The following is a 17,757-nucleotide window of genomic DNA, read 5'->3' as shown; positions in this document are numbered from 1 at the left end:
AGGGACGGACGCGTGACATCGCTGTGGCCCGGAGACGCCGATGCCCACTAGCCGTACCGGCCGGCCTCCCGTGCGGCGGGCCGGCCGGCGGCCCGCCGCCGGGGTGCCGCGCGACAACCCCGTACGCCGCCTCTTCACGCGTGCCCGCAAGGCCTGGGACCGGCCACTGACCGCGTACTACCTGATTCTCGGTGGCAGTCTGCTGATCACCGTGCTGGGGCTCGTGATGGTCTACTCGGCCTCGCAGATCACGGCGCTCCAGCTGTCGTTGCCCGGGTCGTACTTCTTCCGCAAGCAGTTCCTGGCCGCGCTGATCGGCGGTGTGCTGCTGCTGGCCGCCTCACGGATGCCGGTGAAACTGCACCGGGCGCTGGCCTACCCGATACTGGCGGGTGCCGTCTTCATGATGGTCCTGGTACAGGTGCCCGGGATAGGGATGTCGGTCAACGGCAACCAGAACTGGATCTCCCTCGGCGGCTCGTTCCAGATCCAGCCCAGCGAGTTCGGCAAGCTCGCGCTCGTGCTCTGGGGCGCCGATCTGCTCGCCCGCAAACAGGACAAGCGGCTGCTGACCCAGTGGAAGCACATGCTGGTGCCGCTCGTGCCCGTCGCCTTCATGCTGCTCGGCCTGATCATGCTCGGCGGCGACATGGGCACGGCGATCATCCTCACGGCCATCCTGTTCGGGCTGCTGTGGCTGGCCGGAGCGCCCACCCGGCTGTTCGTGGGGGTGCTGTCCGTCGCCCTGTCGATCGGCTTCGTCCTCATCAAGACGAGCCCCAATCGCATGTCCAGGCTGGCCTGCATCGGCGCGACCGAGCCGGGCCCGAACGACACCTGCTGGCAGGCCGTGCACGGTATCTACGCCCTCGCCTCCGGCGGGCTCTTCGGTTCCGGTCTCGGCGCCAGTGTGGAGAAATGGGGCCAACTGCCCGAAGCGCACACCGACTTCATCTTCGCCATCACTGGGGAGGAACTGGGCCTCGCGGGGACGCTGTCGGTGCTCGCCCTCTTCGCGGCTCTAGGCTATGCGGGTATCCGCGTGGCCGGACGCACGGAGGACCCCTTCGTGAGGTATGCCGCGGGAGGCGTGACCACCTGGATCACGGCCCAGGCCGTGATCAACATCGGTGCGGTGCTCGGTCTGCTGCCGATCGCCGGTGTCCCGCTCCCGCTGTTCTCCTACGGGGGTTCCGCCCTGCTGCCGACCATGTTCGCCATCGGGTTGCTGATCGCCTTCGCGCGTGACGACCCCGCTGCGCGGGCGGCTCTCGCGATGCGGCAACCCCGCTTTGGCAGAAAGCGGGGTGCGGTGAGAGAGTCCGCAAGGGCCGCGGGGCCCCGGAGATGGAACACGATGCGACGGCGTGCCTCTGCGGCGCGTTCGTCCGGAGAGCGGTGAATTTCGGTGCATGTCGTACTCGCCGGCGGGGGGACCGCCGGCCACATCGAGCCCGCGCTCGCCCTCGCGGATGCCCTGCGCAGGCAGGACCCGACCGTGGGTATCACGGCCCTGGGCACGGAACGCGGACTCGAGACCCGGCTCGTACCCGAGCGCGGCTACGAACTCGCGCTGATCCCTGCCGTACCGCTGCCGCGCAAGCCCACCCCCGAGCTGATCACCGTCCCCGGACGGCTGCGCGGCACGATCAAGGCCGTCGAGCAGATCATGGAGCGGACCAAGGCGGACGCGGTCGTCGGCTTCGGCGGCTATGTCGCCCTGCCCGGCTACCTGGCGGCCAAGCGCCTCGGCGTGCCGATCATCGTCCACGAGGCCAACGCCCGCCCCGGCCTCGCCAACAAGATCGGATCGCGGTACGCGGCCCAGGTCGCCGTCTCCACGCCCGACAGCAAGCTCCGGGGGGCCCGTTACATCGGCATCCCGCTGCGCCGCTCCATCGCCACCCTGGACCGCGCGGCGGTACGGCCCGAGGCGCGCGCCGCGTTCGGGCTCGACCCGAACCTGCCGACGCTCCTCGTGTCGGGAGGCTCGCAGGGCGCCCGCCGCCTCAACGAGGTGGTCCAGCAGGCGGCTCCGTACCTCCAGCAGGCCGGAATCCAGATCCTGCACGCGGTCGGCCCGAAGAACGAACTGCCGCAGGTGCACCAGATGCCGGGGATGCCCCCGTACATCCCGGTACCGTACGTGGACCGGATGGATCTCGCGTACGCCGCGGCCGACATGATGCTCTGCCGCGCGGGCGCGATGACCGTCGCCGAACTCTCCGCCGTCGGACTGCCCGCCGCCTACGTCCCGCTGCCCATCGGCAACGGCGAACAGCGGCTGAACGCCCAGCCGGTGGTCAAGGCCGGTGGCGGACTGCTGGTCGACGACGCGGAGCTGACCCCGCAGTGGGTGCAGCAGAACGTGCTGCCCGTACTCGCCGACCCGCACCGGCTGTACGAGATGTCGCGTGCCGCCAGCGAGTTCGGCCGCCGGGACGCCGACGACCTGCTCGTCGGCATGGTGTACGAGGCGATCGCCTCGCGCCACCGCTAGGACGCATGAGGGAAGGCAGGGAGCGTGGCCGGACCGACGACCGCCGAGCGCGGTGAACGGCAGAAGCTGGAGTCCGGCCCGCCCCGGCCGCCCTTCGTCGGGCGGCTCCGTCGCCTTCGTAGGCTCATCGTCCTTTTGGCCGCCCTGGTGTTGGCCGGGGCCGCCGCGGTGTGGATTCTCTACGGCTCCCCCTGGCTGCGCACGGAGCGCGTGTCGGCCTCCGGGATGCGGGTACTGACGGCCGGGCAGGTGCGGGAGGCGGCCGATGTCCCGGTCGGATCCCCGCTGATCTCCGTCGACACGGACGCCATCGGGGCGCGATTGCTCAGGGAGTTGCCCCGAATCGACTCGGTCGACGTCGTCCGGTCCTGGCCGCACGGAATCGGCCTGAAAGTGACCGAACGCACTCCGGTCCTACTGGTCGAAAAGGGCGCAAACTTCATCGAAGTGGACGCCAAGGGCGTGCGGTTCGCCACCGTTTCCGATGCCCCGAGGGGTGTGCCCGTACTGGAATTGACGGTGTCGAAGCGTGCCGCGCTGCGCCGCTTCCCCGTCGACCGGCTGGTGCGTGAGGCGGTGCGGATCGCCGGGGACATTCCGGACGCCGTCGCCCGTGACACCCGTACCGTGAAGGTCCGTTCCTATGACGCCGTTTCGCTGGAGTTGACGGGTGGCCGGACCGTCGAGTGGGGCAGCGTCGAGAAGGGCCGCGCGAAGGCCAGGACGCTCCTTGCTCTCATGAAAGCCGATCCCGGGGCCCGGCGCTTCGACGTAAGTGCCCCCACCGCACCCGCATCGTCGGGCAGTTGACTCGCATCGGCGCAGGCCAGCCCCCTGGTTGGGCAGTGCTGCGCCTGATCACATAGGGTGAAAAGAAAAACGGGAGGTTCGGCGTGTTCGTTGAACGTGCGCCGCTTGTCGACTTAGTGTCCTGTTCGGAGAGTCCAAGGAACAGACACACTGGTAACCCTAAACTTCAGCGTTAGGGTTCGGGTCGGCGTTCGGACCGTCCCATTCGGCATCAGTCGTCGGATCGCGAGCGTGCGAGGCGACGACACGTAACTCGAGGCGAGAGGCCTTCGACGTGGCAGCACCGCAGAACTACCTCGCAGTCATCAAAGTCATCGGTGTCGGCGGCGGTGGTGTCAATGCCATCAACCGGATGATCGAGGTCGGTCTCAAGGGCGTCGAGTTCATCGCCATCAACACCGACGCGCAGGCGCTGTTGATGAGCGACGCCGACGTCAAGCTCGACGTCGGCCGGGAACTCACGCGCGGCCTCGGGGCCGGAGCCAACCCGGCAGTCGGCCGCAAGGCCGCCGAGGATCACCGTGAGGAGATCGAGGAGGTCCTCAAGGGGGCCGACATGGTCTTCGTGACGGCCGGAGAGGGCGGCGGCACCGGCACCGGCGGCGCGCCCGTCGTGGCCAACATCGCCCGCTCGCTGGGCGCCCTCACCATCGGCGTGGTCACCCGCCCGTTCACCTTCGAGGGCCGGCGCCGCGCCAACCAGGCGGAGGACGGCATCGCGGAACTCCGCGAAGAGGTCGACACCCTCATCGTCATCCCGAACGACCGGCTGCTGTCCATCTCGGACCGCCAGGTCTCGGTCCTCGACGCCTTCAAGTCGGCGGACCAGGTCCTGCTCTCCGGTGTTCAGGGCATCACCGACCTCATCACCACGCCCGGTCTGATCAACCTCGACTTCGCCGACGTCAAGTCCGTGATGTCCGAGGCCGGTTCGGCGCTCATGGGCATCGGCTCGGCCCGCGGCGACGACCGCGCGGTGGCGGCGGCCGAGATGGCGATCTCCTCGCCGCTCCTCGAAGCCTCCATCGACGGCGCCCGCGGCGTCCTGCTCTCCATCTCCGGCGGCTCCGACCTCGGCCTGTTCGAGATCAACGAAGCCGCCCAGCTGGTCAGCGAGGCCGCGCACCCCGAGGCCAACATCATCTTCGGCGCGGTCATCGACGACGCCCTCGGCGACGAGGTGCGGGTCACCGTCATCGCCGCCGGCTTCGACGGCGGCCAGCCGCCGGCCAAGCGGGACAACGTCCTCGGCTCGACCTCCACCCGACGCGAGGAGCCCGTTCAGTCGCGCCCCGCCGAGAGCCGCCCCTCCTTCGGGTCGCTCGGCAGCGTCACGCCCAAGGAGGTCACCCCGGAGCCCGCTCCGGAGCCGGTCAGTGAGCTGCCGGTGTCCCCGCCGGTCCCGCCGTCCCGCTCCTACTCGGACAGCGCGGCCGAGGAACTGGACGTGCCGGACTTCCTGAAGTGATAGGACAGCGCTCCGAAACGAGCACCGTGAGCGGCGCCCACTTCGCCTTCACCGACAGGTGGGGCGGGGTGAGCGCCGTTCCGTACGGGGAGCTCAACCTCGGCGGAGCGGTCGGCGACGACCCCGACGCCGTACGCACCAACCGGGACCTGGCCGCGAAGGCGCTCGGGCTCGACCCGGCCCGGGTCGTCTGGATGAACCAGGTGCACGGGCCGGACGTGGCGGTCGTCGAGGCGCCCTGGGGGTCCTCGGAGATCCCTGCCGTCGACGCGATCGTCACGGCGCGGCGGGGGCTCGCGCTCGCCGTTCTCACCGCCGACTGCACGCCCGTCCTGCTGGCCGACCCCGTCGCCGGTGTGGTGGCCGCCGCGCACGCGGGACGGCCCGGCATGGTCGCCGGCGTGGTTCCCGCGGCCGTGCGGGCCATGGTGGGACTCGGCGCCGATCCGGCCAGGATCGTCGCCCGCACCGGACCCGCCGTCTGCGGACGGTGCTACGAAGTGCCGGACGCGATGCGTGCCGAGGTCGCCGCCGTCGAGCCCGCGGCATACGCCGAGACGGGGTGGGGGACGCCCGCGGTCGATGTGACGGCCGGGGTGCACGCGCAACTGGAACGGCTCGGAGTGCGCGACCGGGAGCAGTCGCCGGTATGCACGCTCGAATCGGGGGACCACTTCTCGTACCGACGGGACCGCACCACCGGGCGGCTCGCGGGCTATGTCTGGCTGGACTGATGGGGCATGACAGACCGTAAGGCTCAACTCACCGCGAACCTGGCGAAAGTGGAAGAGCGGATCGCGGCGGCGTGCACGGCCGCCGGACGCAAGCGCGAAGAGGTGACCCTGATCGTGGTCACCAAGACCTATCCCGCGAGTGATGTGCGGATCCTGTCGGAACTCGGGGTGCGTCATGTGGCCGAGAACCGGGATCAGGACGCGGCCCCCAAGGCCGCCGAGTGCTCGGATCTGCCCCTGTTGTGGCATTTTGTCGGTCAATTGCAGACCAACAAGGTGCGTTCCGTGGTCGGTTACGCGAATTTCGTGCAGTCCGTCGACCGTTCCCGGCTCGTTGCGGCCCTGTCGAAGGAAGCCGTGCGGGCGGAGCGCGAAGTGGGGTGCCTCATCCAGGTCGCGCTGGACGCGCAGGAGAGCGGCCGGGGTGAGCGGGGAGGCGTGGGGGTCGGCGGTGTCGAGGAGTTGGCCGACCTCGTCGCGAGGGCCCCCGGGCTCCGTCTCGACGGGCTGATGACCGTCGCTCCGCTCACCGGCGAGTACGCGGGGCGCCAACAACAGGCGTTCGAGCGGCTGATGGATTTGTCGACTGCCCTGCGCCGGACTCATCCGGCTGCGAACATGGTCTCGGCAGGGATGAGCTCGGACCTCGAACAGGCTGTGGCAGCCGGAGCGACACATGTACGCGTCGGTACTGCGGTACTCGGAGTCCGACCCGGCCTCGGGTAACGTCGCCAAGCAGTCGGACCACAGCAGAAAATATGGTCATTTCCGCCAAAGGCGGGCATAACGACCTCGTGGATCGCGGGCACTTGGCAATTCGTCAGCCGATCCACCACAGAGCGGAGGACTCAGAGCATGGCCGGCGCGATGCGCAAGATGGCGGTCTACCTCGGCCTCGTGGAGGACGATGGGTACGACGGCAGGGGATTCGACCCCGACGACGACTTCGAGCCCGAGCTCGACCCGGAACCCGAGCGGGACCGGCGACGGCATGAACCGCCGCACCAGTCACATCAGGCGCACTCGTCCCAACGGGATGAATCGGTACGAGTGGTACAGTCCCCGGCGCCACGCGACCCGGTGCCGCATTCCGCCTCGCTCGCCGCGGAGTCCGGGCGCCCGGCACGCATCGCCCCCGTGGCGTCCATCACACAAGAACGTCAGAGCATGGAGAAGAACGCCCCGGTGATCATGCCCAAGGTCGTGTCGGAACGAGAGCCGTACCGGATCACCACGCTGCACCCCCGGACCTACAACGAGGCCCGTACCATCGGGGAACACTTCCGTGAGGGCACTCCGGTGATCATGAACCTGACGGAGATGGATGACACCGACGCGAAGCGACTTGTCGACTTCGCGGCCGGTTTGGTGTTCGGTCTCCACGGCAGCATCGAGCGGGTGACGCAGAAGGTGTTCCTGTTGTCGCCTGCTAACGTCGATGTCACGGCGGAGGACAAGGCCCGCATCGCAGAGGGCGGGTTCTTCAACCAGAGCTGAGACGCAGGACCGGGAACACCGCATGGGAAACAGGGGAGAGGGAAGCACGGATCATGAGCGTGGTCGGGCAGGTTTTCTACATCGCGCTGATGTGCTTCCTCATCGTGCTGATTTTCCGGTTGGTCATGGACTACGTCTTCCAGTTCGCCCGCTCATGGCAACCCGGCAAGGCGATGGTGGTCGTTCTGGAGGCCACCTACACTGTCACCGATCCACCGCTCAAGCTTCTGCGGCGGTTCATTCCGCCGCTGCGTCTCGGGGGCGTGGCGCTTGACCTGTCCTTCTTCGTACTGATGATCATCGTCTACATCCTGATCTCCGTCGTGAGCCGGCTGTGAACGATACGGTCTTGCCGAATGCCGACGACTACGTTGAGGTGAAGAGATGCCGTTGACCCCCGAGGACGTGCGGAACAAGCAGTTCACGACCGTCCGCCTCCGAGAAGGCTATGACGAGGACGAGGTCGATGCCTTCCTCGACGAGGTCGAAGCCGAACTGACTCGCCTGCTCCGCGAGAACGAGGACCTGCGCGCCAAGCTGGCCGCTGCCACGCGCGCGGCCGCGCAGAACCAGCAGCAGCAGGGTATGCGCAAACCGCCCGAGCAGCAGGACCAGCAGGGCCCGCCGCAGGGTATGCGGGGGCCCGGCGCTCCCGTGCCCGCCGGCATATCGGGCCCGCCGCAGGGAATGGGTGGCCCCATGGGTGGCCCGCCCCAGCTCCCGAGCGGTGCGCCGCAGCTGCCCGCGGGTCCCAGCGGACAGGGCGGTCAGCAGGGTCAGGGTCCGATGGGTCAGGGTCCGATGGGCCAGGGTCCGATGGGCCAGGGCCCCATGGGTCAGGGTCCGATGGGTCAGGGTCCGATGGGCCAGGGCCCCATGGGTCAGGGTCCGATGGGTCAGGGTCCGATGGGTCAGGGTCCGATGGGCCAGGGCCCCATGGGTCAGGGTCCGATGGGTCAGGGTCCGATGGGCCAGGGCCCCGGCCAGATGCAGCAGATGCAGCAGATGGGCGGCCCGATGGGCGGTCCCATGGGTGGCCCGATGGGCGGTCCCATGGGCGGTCACGGTCAGCAGATGCCGCAGCAGGGCCCCGGTGGCGACAGCGCCGCCCGTGTCCTCTCGCTGGCTCAGCAGACCGCCGACCAGGCGATCGCCGAGGCGCGCTCCGAGGCCAACAAGATCGTCGGTGAGGCCCGCAGCCGCGCCGAGGGTCTGGAGCGCGACGCCCGTGCCAAGGCCGACGCCCTGGAGCGGGACGCGCAGGAGAAGCACCGCGTCGCGATGGGCTCCCTGGAGTCCGCCCGCGCCACGCTGGAGCGCAAGGTCGAGGACCTGCGTGGCTTCGAGCGCGAGTACCGCACGCGTCTGAAGTCCTACCTGGAGTCGCAGCTGCGCCAGCTGGAGACGCAGGCGGACGACTCGCTCGCCCCGCCGCGCAACCCGGCCACGGCGTCCCTGCCGTCGTCCTCCGCGCCCTCCATGGCCCCCGCAGGCGCCGGTGCGCCGTCCTACGGCGGCAACCCGGGCATGGGTGGACCGTCGCAGGCGGGACCGTCCTACGGCGGCCAGCAGCAGATGTCGCCCGCGATGACCCAGCCGATGGCTCCGGTGCGGCCCCAGGGCCCGTCGCCGATGCAGCAGGCGCCCTCGCCGATGCGCGGGTTCCTCATCGACGAGGACGACAACTGACGGCCATCAGCACGCCTTAGGCGTCGGCAGCGTTCAGGGCGAGGCCCCCGGATTCCGGGGGCCTCGCCCTTTTGCGCGGTCCACCAGGGGCTTGTACGGGGTCCAGGGGGCGTTTGTACGGGGTGCGTGGGGGCTTGGCTTGTACCCGGGGGCGCGGAGCCGCGCTCGTACGCGATGCCCGGGTCTCGCTCGTACGGGGTGCGCGGGTCTCCGCTCGTACGGGGTGCGCGCGGCGCTCGTCACAGGGGCGCACAACGCCGAAGGCCAGGGTCGTGACGCCGGGCCGGCCCGAAGTCACGCAGGGTCGCAGGGGCGCAACGCCGAAGGCCCGGGGCCACCAGGATCTCCTGGTGGCCCCGGGCCTTCGGTGCGGGTGCGCCGGTCCTCGTTACGCCTTGCGGAGGCGGAACACCAGGGACAGGCCCTCGTCCGTGAACGGCTCCCCGTAGGCGCCGTCGGCCTCTCCCTGGGCGAAGTCCGTGGCGAGGACCTCGTCGGCGATGAGACCGGCGTGCTCGCCGAGTGCCGCGATGACCGCCGGGTCCGTGGAGGTCCAGCGGAGCGCGATGCGGTCGGCGACGTCGAGGCCGCTGTTCTTGCGGGCCTCCTGGATCAGCCGGATCGCGTCACGGGCGAGGCCGGCCTGCCGCAGCTCCTCGGTGATCTCCAGGTCGAGGGCGACGGTCGCGCCGGAGTCGGAGGCCACCGACCAGCCCTCGCGCGGGGTCTCCGTGATGATGACCTCGTCCGGGGCCAGGGTGACGGTCTCGCCGCCGACCTCGACCGACGCGGTGCCCTCGCGCAGGGCGAGGGACAGGGCGGCGGCATCGGTCCCGGCAATGGCCTTCGCCACATCCTGGACGCCCTTGCCGAAGCGCTTGCCCAGCGCGCGGAAGTTCGCCTTCGCCGTGGTGTCGACCAGTGAGCCGCCGACCTCGGAGAGTGAGGCGAGCGAACTCACATTCAGTTCCTCGGTGATCTGCGCGTGCAGCTCGGGGTCGAGCGCCGGGAAGCCGGTCGCGGCGATCAGCGCGCGCGACAGCGGCTGACGGGTCTTGACGCCCGACTCCGCGCGCGTGGCCCGCCCGAGCTCGACGAGACGGCGTACCAGCACCATCTGGCGCGACAGCTCCGGATCGATGACGGACAGGTCCGCTTCCGGCCAGGACGACAGGTGCACGGACTCGGGGGCGTCCGGGGAGACCGGGACCACCAGGTCCTGCCAGACCCGCTCGGTGATGAACGGGGTCAGCGGGGCCATCAGCCGCGTGACCGTCTCCACGACCTCGTGCAGCGTCCGCAGCGCGGCCTTGTCGCCCTGCCAGAAGCGGCGGCGGGAGCGGCGGACGTACCAGTTCGAGAGGTCGTCGACGAACGCCGACAGGAGCTTTCCGGCGCGCTGGGTGTCGTACGCCTCCAGGGCCTGCGTCACCTGGTCGGTGAGCGCGTGGAGTTCGGAGAGCAGCCAGCGGTCCAGGACCGGGCGGTCGGCCGGGGCCGGATCGGCCTCGCTGGGCGCCCAGTTGGTGGTGCGGGCGTACAGCGCCTGGAAGGCGACGGTGTTCCAGTAGGTGAGGAGCGTCTTGCGGACGACCTCCTGGATCGTGCCGTGGCCCACGCGCCGGGCCGCCCACGGGGAGCCACCGGCGGCCATGAACCAGCGCACCGCGTCGGCGCCGTGCTGGTCCATCAGCGGGATCGGCTGGAGGATGTTGCCCAGGTGCTTGGACATCTTGCGGCCGTCCTCGGCGAGGATGTGGCCGAGGCACACCACGTTCTCGTACGAGGACTTGTCGAAGACCAGGGTGCCGACGGCCATCAGCGTGTAGAACCAGCCGCGGGTCTGGTCGATGGCCTCGGAGATGAACTGCGCCGGGTAGCGGCTCTCGAAGATCTCCTTGTTCTTGTACGGGTAGCCCCACTGCGCGAACGGCATCGAACCCGAGTCGTACCAGGCGTCGATGACCTCCGGGACGCGGGTCGCCGTCAGGCCGCAGCCGCCCTCGGGGCACGGGAAGGTCACCGCGTCGATGTACGGGCGGTGCGGGTCCAGCTCCGACTGGTCGGTGCCGGTCAGCCCGGACAGTTCCGCCCGCGAGCCGACACAGGTGATGTGGCCCTCCTCGCAGGTCCACAGCGGCAGCGGGGTGCCCCAGTAACGGCTGCGTGAGAGCGCCCAGTCGATGTTGTTGTTCAGCCAGTCGCCGAAGCGACCGTGCTTGACCGATTCCGGGAACCAGTTGGTCTCCTCGTTCTCCTGGAGGAGGCGGTCCTTCACGGCCGTGGTGCGGATGTACCAGGACGGCTGCGCGTAGTACAGGAGCGCGGTGTGGCAGCGCCAGCAGTGCGGGTAACTGTGCTCGTACGGCACGTGCTTGAAGAGCAGGCCGCGGCTCTGGAGGTCCTCGGTGAGCTTTTCGTCCGCCTTCTTGAAGAAGATGCCGCCCACGAGCGGCACGTCCTCCTGGAAGGTGCCGTCGGTGCGGACCGGGTTCACGACCGGGAGGCCGTAGGCGCGGCAGACCTTGAGGTCGTCCTCGCCGAAGGCGGGGGACTGGTGGACCAGACCCGTACCGTCCTCGGTCGTCACGTACTCGGCGTTGACCACGAAGTGGGCGGGCTCGGGGAACTCGACGAGCTCGAACGGACGTTGATACGTCCAGCGCTCCATCTCGGCACCCGTGAAGGACTCGCCCGTGGTCTCCCAGCCTTCGCCGAGCGCCTTCTCGACGAGCGGCTGTGCGACGACGAGCTGCTCCTCGCCGTTGGTGACGACGACGTAGGTGACGCCCGGGTGAGCGGCGACCGCGGTGTTGGAGACCAGGGTCCACGGCGTGGTCGTCCACACCAGGAGCGCGGCACGGCCGGCCAGCGGACCGGAGGTGAGCGGGAAACGGACGTACACGGAGGGGTCGACGATCGTCTCGTAGCCCTGAGCCAGCTCGTGGTCCGACAGGCCCGTCTCGTCGCGCGGACACCAGGGCGCCACGCGGTAGTCCTGGACCAGCAGGCCCTTGTTGAAGATCTCCTTGAGCGACCACCACACGGACTCGATGTACTCGGGGTCCATGGTCCGGTAGGCGTCGTCGAGGTCGACCCAGTAGCCCATGCGGTTCGTCAGCTCGGTGAACGCGTCCGTGTGGCGGGTCACGGACTGGCGGCACCGGTCGTTGAACTCGGCGATGCCGTACGCCTCGATGTCCTGCTTGCCGGTGAAGCCGAGTTCCTTCTCGACCGCCAGCTCCACCGGGAGGCCGTGGCAGTCCCAGCCGGCCTTGCGGGCCACGTGGTAGCCGCGCATGGTGCGGAAGCGCGGGAAGACGTCCTTGAAGACGCGCGCTTCGATGTGGTGGGCGCCCGGCATGCCATTGGCGGTGGGCGGACCTTCGTAGAACACCCACTCCGGCCGGCCCTCGGACTGCTCAAGGCTCTTGGCGAAGATCTTCTGCTCGCGCCAGAAGTCGAGCACGGCGTGCTCGAGGGCGGGCAGGTCGACCTGGGCGGGCACCTGGCGGTACGTCGGCGCTGTCATCGGCGAGCTTCCTCCAACGGACTTTCTGCCTTCCGTCGGAGGGACGAGAGCCGTGTTGCTACGGACGCCGTGTGCGGCGCGCTCCCGCGGTACCACCCTCCTTGGCCCCCCGGTGCGCCGTTCGCATCAGTGAGCCCCCTCATTGGGGTCGCGAAGCCGGGTCTACTGGCCCCAGAGGGGTGTTCTTCCGGCGGCTCCGGGGTGATCTTCGCGTCGCGCTCGCCCCCGGGCTTCCACCGTCCCCGGGTCGCTCCTGGCCGCGTACGCCGCTACTCGTCCCCATCCACGCTTCTCGCTCCGCCCAGTGTACGGCGCCCCGGGGACAGCGGCCGACCGGTTTTCCCGGGCATCGCCGTGGCCTGCGCGGTGACCCGAATGGCGAGGCGCGCGTGTCCGGATCCCGGGACGCCGGGCCCGGCGGATTACCCGGCGGGGAGCTGGGCACAACGCATGCAGACCCGCCGCGCGGGGCTCGCGGGGCGGGCGAATCGTGGGCGGCCCCCGTTGCCGCGGGCCAGAAGTCGATTTATCGTCCCAGCACGATTCGCGAGCAAGATCACAATATGTGAAGGGGCCGCGGCCATGGTGGCGAAGAAGACCGCCGTACAGCAGTCGGCGTCAGGCAGATCCACGAGTGCGGCGGCCAAGAATGCGGGTGGGAAGAAGAACGCGCAGACGGCCCCCGCGACAGCCGAGGTGACGTCCTTGAAGACGACTGCCACGAAATCGGCGTCCCCGAAGACCGCGTCCCCGAAGGCGGCGGCCAAGAAGCCGGCCGCCAAGAAGACCACCGCGAAGAAGGCGGCGGCAGCGGCGAGGAACCCCGCGTCCAGGAAGTCCGCGGCCAAGAAGAGCACCGGCACGGCGAGGAAGAGCACCAGCACGGCCAAGAAGGTGGTCGCTTCCGCGGCCCAGGGTGCGGCCGAGGCCGCGAAGACGACAGGAGCCACGACAGTGGTTGCGAAGAAGACCCGTGGCACGGCCACGGCCGCCAAGAAGGCCACTGCGGTCCCCAAGGCGAGGATCGCGGCGATGGAGCCCGGAGAACTCGCGGTGCGACCGGGGGAGGACCCCTGGACCGCGGAGGAGGTCGGGGCGGCCCGCGCGGAGCTCCAGTCGGAGGCGCTGCGGCTGCGCACCGAGATCTCGTCGTCCGAGGAGGCTCTCGCGGGCCTGATGCGGGACTCCGGCGACGGCGCGGGCGACGACCAGGCGGACACCGGTACGAAAAACATCACACGCGAGCACGAGATGGCGCTCAACTCGAACGCGCGAGAAATGCTGGAGCAGACCGAGCGCGCCCTGGACCGCCTCGACGCGGGCACCTACGGGCTCTGCGAGAACTGCGGCAACCCCATCGGGAAGGCCCGTATGCAGGCCTTCCCGCGCGCCACCCTGTGCGTCGAGTGCAAGCAGAAGCAGGAGCGGAGGCACTGAACCCCGGGCGCCGCACGGGAGCGCCACCGCCTCGCGGTCCGCGGGAGCTCCTGAGCCTGTGGGCCCAGGAGCGTGTGCCGTACCCTCGTCCTCAGTCAGGAACCTAGGTCGAGGGACTCACTCACGTGGCAGAGGCGGAGCGCATCATCGGTACGCCGGACATTCCAGGGGCGGCGGGGGCCGATCCGGAGCAGTCCGACGGGAACGCGGCGTCCGGCGACCGGTCCGGCGCCGCCGCGCCGGCCCCGGCCGAGCGGCCCAGGGGCAAGCGCAGGATCGCCGTGCTCTTCACGGTGGCCGTACTGGCGTACGCCCTTGACCTCGTCAGCAAGATGATCGTGGTGGCGAAGCTGGAGCACCACGATTCGATCGAGATCATCGGGGACTGGCTGAAGCTCGAGGCGATCCGCAACGCGGGCGCAGCCTTCGGCTTCGGTCAGGCGTTCACGATCATCTTCACGGTGATCGCGGCGGCGGTGATCGTCGTCATCGCCCGGCTCGCCCGCAAGCTCTACAGCGTGCCGTGGGCCATCGCCCTCGGCCTGCTGCTGGGCGGCGCCCTCGGCAACCTGACCGACCGGGTCTTCCGCTCGCCCGGCGTCTTCGAGGGCGCGGTCGTGGACTTCATCGCGCCCAAGCACTTCGCCGTCTTCAACCTCGCCGACTCGGCGATCGTCTGCGGCGGCATCCTGATCGTTCTGCTCTCCTTCCGGGGTCTCGACCCGGACGGCACGGTCCACAAGGACTGACGCACGGGCCTTCGGACGGGCGCTCGCGGCCCGCGTACCGGGCCGCCGGGCGGGCCTCCCCGGGCACTGGCGTTCGGGCCGTGGTCCGTCGGTGTCCGAGCCGTCCGGCATACTCGACGGGTGAGCACCGTTCCCGAGATCCGCACCCTGCCCGTGCCCGACGGCCTGGAGGGCGAGCGTGTCGACGCCGCCATCTCCCGCATGCTGGGCTTCTCCCGTACCAAGGCCGCAGAGCTCGCCGCGGCGGGGAAGGTCACGGTCGACGGCTCGGTGGTCGGCAAGTCCGAGCGGGTGCACGGCGGCGCCTGGCTCGAAGTCGAGATGCCCGGTGCACCCGCGCCCGTACAGATCGTCGCCGAGCATGTCGAGGGCATGGAGATCATCCACGACGACGACGACGTGCTCGTGATCGTCAAGCCCGTCGGCGTGGCCGCGCACCCCAGCCCCGGCTGGTCGGGACCGACCGTCATCGGTGGCCTCGCGGCCGCCGGCTACCGGATCTCGACCTCCGGCGCCGCCGAACGCCAGGGCATCGTGCACCGCCTCGACGTGGGCACCTCGGGTCTGATGACGGTCGCCAAGTCGGAGTACGCGTACACGTCGCTCAAGCGCCAGTTCAAGGAGCGCACGGTCGACAAGCGCTACCACGCGCTGGTGCAGGGCCACCCGGACCCGACCAGCGGCACCATCGACGCGCCCATCGGACGCCACCCGAACCACGACTACAAGTGGGCGGTCACGGCCGAGGGCAAGCCCTCGGTCACCCACTACGACCTGGTCGAGGCGTTCCGTGCCGCCTCGCTGCTCGACATCAAGCTGGAGACCGGGCGCACCCACCAGATCCGCGTCCACATGGCCGCCCACCGCCACCCGTGCGTCGGCGACCTGACCTACGGAGCGGACCCCACGCTCGCCAAGCGCCTCGGCCTCACCCGCCAGTGGCTGCACGCGGTGCGGCTCGGCTTCGAGCACCCCGGGGACGGGCGCTGGGTGGAGTTCGAGAGCGACTACCCCGAGGACCTCCAGCGGGCGCTCGACAAGGTCCGTGAGGAGAGCAACGCGTGAGCGGCGGCTCGGCCGGGGCGGCGGGCACCTCCCCGGCGGTGCGGGGCTGTGCGTACGAGGTGCGGGTCGCCGAGGACGCCACCGAGCGTGAGGCCTGTTTCGCGGTGCGCAAGGACGTCTTCGTCGGCGAGCAGGGCGTCCCGGAAGACGTCGAGTGCGACGCCTACGACCCCGGTGCCGTGCACGTGCTGGCGGTCCGCGAGGACGGCGTACCGCTCGGCACCGGGCGTCTCCTGGAGGGCGAGGCGGCCGCGGCGAAGGCCGGCGGGGATCTGACCGTCGGCTCGCTCGGGCGGCTCGCCGTGACGCGTGAGGCGCGCGGGCTCGGCGTCGGCGCCGCGCTCGTCGGTGCCATCGAGGTCGCGGCACGCGCGCGTGGCCTCGCTGCCGTGGACCTGCACGCGCAGACCCACGCGCTGGGGTTCTACGAGCGTCTCGGATACGTGGCGTACGGTCCGGAGTTCGCGGACGCCGGAATGCCGCACCGCGCGATGCGCAAGGCCCTGTGAGCGGGGATTGTCATAGCGGCGTGGCACGCTTGAGGTCTGGTTCGCCTTTGATCGTCTAGACCCCGCCGGAGCGCTGACCGTGGATCAGTTGGCCCTGCTGTTCGTGCTGTTGCTCGGGGCCGTGATCAGTGTCCCGGTGGGAGAGCGGTTCGGGCTTCCCGCGCCGGTCCTGATGACCTTGCTCGGCATAGTGCTGGCCGTGCTGGACTTCGTCCCGAACGTGGACATCCCGCCGGAGTTCATCCTGCCCGCGCTGCTGCCGCCGCTGCTGTACGCCGCGGTGCGGCGCACCTCGTGGAGACAGTTCACCGCGAACAAGCGTCCGATCTTCCTGCTCGCCGTGGCGCTGGTGTTCGTCACCACGCTGGCCGTGGCTGCCGTCGCGAGCTCGATCGTGCCGGGCCTGCCGCTCGCCGCCGCCTTCGCGCTGGGCGCGCTGGTGGCACCCCCCGACCCGGTCGCGGCGACCGCCGTCGCGGGACAGCTCGGGCTGCCGCGCCGGCTGGTGTCGATCCTGGAGGGGGAGGGGCTCTTCAACGACGTGACGGCCATCGTGCTGTACCACGTCGCGATCGCCGCCGCGGTCAGCGGCACCTTCTCGCCGTGGCGGGCCGGACTCGACCTCGTGCTCTCCGCCGTCGTCGCGCTCGTCATGGGAGTCGCCCTCGGCTGGGCCGCGAACAGGCTGATGACGATGGTCGGTGACGCCACCCTCCAGATCGGGCTGACCCTGCTGGTGCCGTACGCCGCGTACGTGCTGGCCGAGGAACTCCACGGGTCGGGGGTGCTCGCCGTGCTCACCACCGCACTGTTCCTCGCGGAGTACGCCACCGACGCCGACGACGTCATGACCCGGCTCGCCGGGTCGACCGTCTGGGACGTGGTCGACACGCTCGTCACCGGCGTCGCCTTCGGGCTCATCGGGCTCGAACTCCACAACGCGATCCGCACGGCGGCGGGGCGGTGGGGCGAGATGCTCGGCTGGGCCGCCACGATCGTGGTGGTGGTCGTGTTCGTACGCCTTGCATGGCTGCTGCCCGCGACCTGGCTGACCAAGCGGCTGCACGCCAAGCGGGACTACGACGAGGAGATCCCGACGTCGTGGCGGGAGACCGTGGTCATGTGGTGGGCCGGGATGCGGGGGGTCGCCTCCGTGGCCCTGGCGCTCGCGATTCCGCTGGAGATGGACGACGGGTCGCCGTTCCCCGACCGGGACGAGATCGTGTTCATCGCCTTCGGGGTGATCATGGCGACCCTGGTGCTCCAGGGGCTCACCCTGCCGTGGCTGGTCAGAAGGCTCGGGGTGCGGGCCGACGAGGACGTCGAGAAGGCCTTCGAGAAGGAGCTCGCGATACGGGCCGCCAAGGCCGCGAGGCGGCGGCTGCGGGAGATCGAGGAGGTGGAGGAGCTGCCGGAGGAGGTCTCCGAGCAACTGCTGCGCCGGGCCTTCGAGATCGGCGTGCGGATCAGCCCCGACCTGGGGGACGAGGAGCGGCGCGAGGCGCATCAGCAGCGGGTCCGGAGGATGAAGCGGATGCGCCGGATCCAGGGGGAGATGATGAGCGCGGCCCGGCACGAGGTGCTGTCCGCGCGGAGCGAGCCCGGGGCCGACCCGGAGATCGTGGACCGGGTCCTCAGACACCTCGACGTCCGCAGCCTCCGCTGACCGTCCACCGGTCGCCCACCACCGGCTTCCGTCCGCCAGCCGTCCGCCGTCCGCCGTCCGCCGTCCGCCAGCCGCCGTCCGCCGTCAGGCATCGGCCCCGC

General features: G+C 70.2%; 15 protein-coding genes. 14 read left to right on the top strand and 1 reads right to left on the bottom strand.

What is annotated here, in order from left to right; genetic code table 11:
* Positions 1 to 40: 40 nt before the first annotated feature.
* The 9 genes from ftsW to N4G66_RS27345 all read left to right on the top strand — a co-directional run bounded on the left by ftsW (position 41) and on the right by N4G66_RS27345 (position 8,698).
* Positions 41 to 1,402: a putative lipid II flippase FtsW gene (ftsW, locus tag N4G66_RS27385; protein ID WP_261706885.1), complete on the top strand. Its 1,362-nt coding sequence runs from the start codon at positions 41 to 43 to the stop codon at positions 1,400 to 1,402.
* Positions 1,403 to 1,408: 6 nt separating this feature from the next.
* Positions 1,409 to 2,500, top strand: coding sequence for an undecaprenyldiphospho-muramoylpentapeptide beta-N-acetylglucosaminyltransferase (gene murG, locus N4G66_RS27380; RefSeq protein ID WP_261706884.1), 1,092 nt, complete (start codon positions 1,409 to 1,411; stop codon positions 2,498 to 2,500).
* A gap of 24 nt (positions 2,501 to 2,524) precedes the next feature.
* The gene (locus N4G66_RS27375; RefSeq protein ID WP_261706883.1) at positions 2,525 to 3,310 is read left to right on the top strand and encodes a cell division protein FtsQ/DivIB; all 786 of its coding nucleotides are present in this window, start codon (positions 2,525 to 2,527) and stop codon (positions 3,308 to 3,310) included.
* Between the two features lie 274 nt (positions 3,311 to 3,584).
* Positions 3,585 to 4,778 (top strand): cell division protein FtsZ, encoded by a 1,194-nt coding sequence (ftsZ, locus tag N4G66_RS27370; RefSeq protein ID WP_261706882.1) that lies wholly within the window; start codon positions 3,585 to 3,587, stop codon positions 4,776 to 4,778.
* Complete coding sequence (gene pgeF, locus N4G66_RS27365; RefSeq protein ID WP_261706881.1) at positions 4,775 to 5,512, top strand: peptidoglycan editing factor PgeF; 738 nt, start codon at positions 4,775 to 4,777, stop codon at positions 5,510 to 5,512. The genes ftsZ and pgeF overlap by 4 nt, the downstream gene beginning before the upstream one ends.
* 6 nt (positions 5,513 to 5,518) lie before the next feature.
* Positions 5,519 to 6,238 (top strand): YggS family pyridoxal phosphate-dependent enzyme, encoded by a 720-nt coding sequence (locus N4G66_RS27360; protein WP_261706880.1) that lies wholly within the window; start codon positions 5,519 to 5,521, stop codon positions 6,236 to 6,238.
* Between the two features lie 129 nt (positions 6,239 to 6,367).
* On the top strand, positions 6,368 to 7,009 hold the full coding sequence (locus N4G66_RS27355) for a cell division protein SepF (RefSeq protein WP_261706879.1): 642 nt from the start codon (positions 6,368 to 6,370) through the stop codon (positions 7,007 to 7,009).
* 53 nt (positions 7,010 to 7,062) lie between these two features.
* Positions 7,063 to 7,347 (top strand): YggT family protein, encoded by a 285-nt coding sequence (locus N4G66_RS27350; protein WP_261706878.1) that lies wholly within the window; start codon positions 7,063 to 7,065, stop codon positions 7,345 to 7,347.
* A 46-nt stretch (positions 7,348 to 7,393) separates the two neighbouring features.
* Complete coding sequence (locus N4G66_RS27345) at positions 7,394 to 8,698, top strand: DivIVA domain-containing protein (RefSeq protein ID WP_261706877.1); 1,305 nt, start codon at positions 7,394 to 7,396, stop codon at positions 8,696 to 8,698.
* Positions 8,699 to 9,086: 388 nt separating this feature from the next.
* Here N4G66_RS27345 and ileS read toward each other — a convergent pair whose 3' ends face one another.
* A complete protein-coding gene (gene ileS, locus N4G66_RS27340) occupies positions 9,087 to 12,230 on the bottom strand; it encodes an isoleucine--tRNA ligase (RefSeq protein WP_261706876.1) in 3,144 nt (1,047 codons plus the stop codon).
* 582 nt (positions 12,231 to 12,812) lie between these two features.
* Here ileS and N4G66_RS27335 point away from each other — a divergent pair.
* From N4G66_RS27335 to N4G66_RS27315, 5 genes are all read left to right on the top strand, one after another.
* Positions 12,813 to 13,667: a TraR/DksA family transcriptional regulator gene (locus N4G66_RS27335; RefSeq protein ID WP_261706875.1), complete on the top strand. Its 855-nt coding sequence runs from the start codon at positions 12,813 to 12,815 to the stop codon at positions 13,665 to 13,667.
* Between the two features lie 125 nt (positions 13,668 to 13,792).
* The gene (lspA, locus tag N4G66_RS27330; RefSeq protein WP_261706874.1) at positions 13,793 to 14,416 is read left to right on the top strand and encodes a signal peptidase II; all 624 of its coding nucleotides are present in this window, start codon (positions 13,793 to 13,795) and stop codon (positions 14,414 to 14,416) included.
* 120 nt (positions 14,417 to 14,536) lie between these two features.
* The gene (locus N4G66_RS27325) at positions 14,537 to 15,481 is read left to right on the top strand and encodes an RluA family pseudouridine synthase (RefSeq protein ID WP_261706873.1); all 945 of its coding nucleotides are present in this window, start codon (positions 14,537 to 14,539) and stop codon (positions 15,479 to 15,481) included.
* 38 nt (positions 15,482 to 15,519) lie between these two features.
* On the top strand, positions 15,520 to 15,990 hold the full coding sequence (locus N4G66_RS27320; protein WP_261706970.1) for a GNAT family N-acetyltransferase: 471 nt from the start codon (positions 15,520 to 15,522) through the stop codon (positions 15,988 to 15,990).
* Positions 15,991 to 16,069: 79 nt separating this feature from the next.
* Entirely contained in the window at positions 16,070 to 17,656 is a 1,587-nt protein-coding gene (locus N4G66_RS27315; RefSeq protein ID WP_261706872.1) for a Na+/H+ antiporter, read from the top strand.
* Positions 17,657 to 17,757 lie beyond the last annotated feature (101 nt).

Source organism: Streptomyces rhizosphaerihabitans (assembly GCF_025399795.1).
Classification (GTDB): Bacteria; Actinomycetota; Actinomycetes; order Streptomycetales; family Streptomycetaceae; genus Streptomyces; species Streptomyces rhizosphaerihabitans.
The sequence above is the reverse complement of the archived record's forward strand: the minus strand, read 5'-3'. Positions and strand labels throughout refer to the sequence as shown.